Origin of the sequence: Thermalbibacter longus (assembly GCF_023806485.1) — a bacterium.
In the GTDB taxonomy this organism is placed as follows: Bacteria; Chloroflexota; Chloroflexia; order Thermomicrobiales; family Thermomicrobiaceae; genus Thermalbibacter; species Thermalbibacter longus.
The window spans coordinates 1-224 of sequence record NZ_JAMSLR010000076.1 but is presented as its reverse complement, the minus strand read 5'-3'; the positions used below and the strand labels follow the sequence as shown (position 1 = coordinate 224).

The 224-nt window shown below is 65.2% G+C and carries 1 protein-coding gene; it reads right to left on the bottom strand.

Features of this window, described 5'->3' with window-relative positions:
- A partial coding sequence (locus tag NET02_RS16520) for an EF-Tu C-terminal domain-related protein (protein WP_488624073.1) occupies positions 1-224 on the bottom strand: 224 nt, incomplete at both ends.

Sequence of the window (224 nt, the reverse complement as noted above, 5' to 3'; positions counted from 1 at the left end):
CATCACCATCTCCTTGTCCTTGGGCAGCTCGATCGCCCCGGTCACGTCGGTGGTGCGGAAGTAGAACTGCGGCCGGTAGTTGTTGAAGAACGGCGTGTGGCGACCGCCTTCTTCCTTGGACAGCACGTACACCTCGCCCGTGAAGTGCGTGTGCGGCGTGATCGTGCCCGGCTTGGCCAGCACCTGGCCGCGCTCGACTTCCTCGCGCTTGGTGCCGCGCAGCA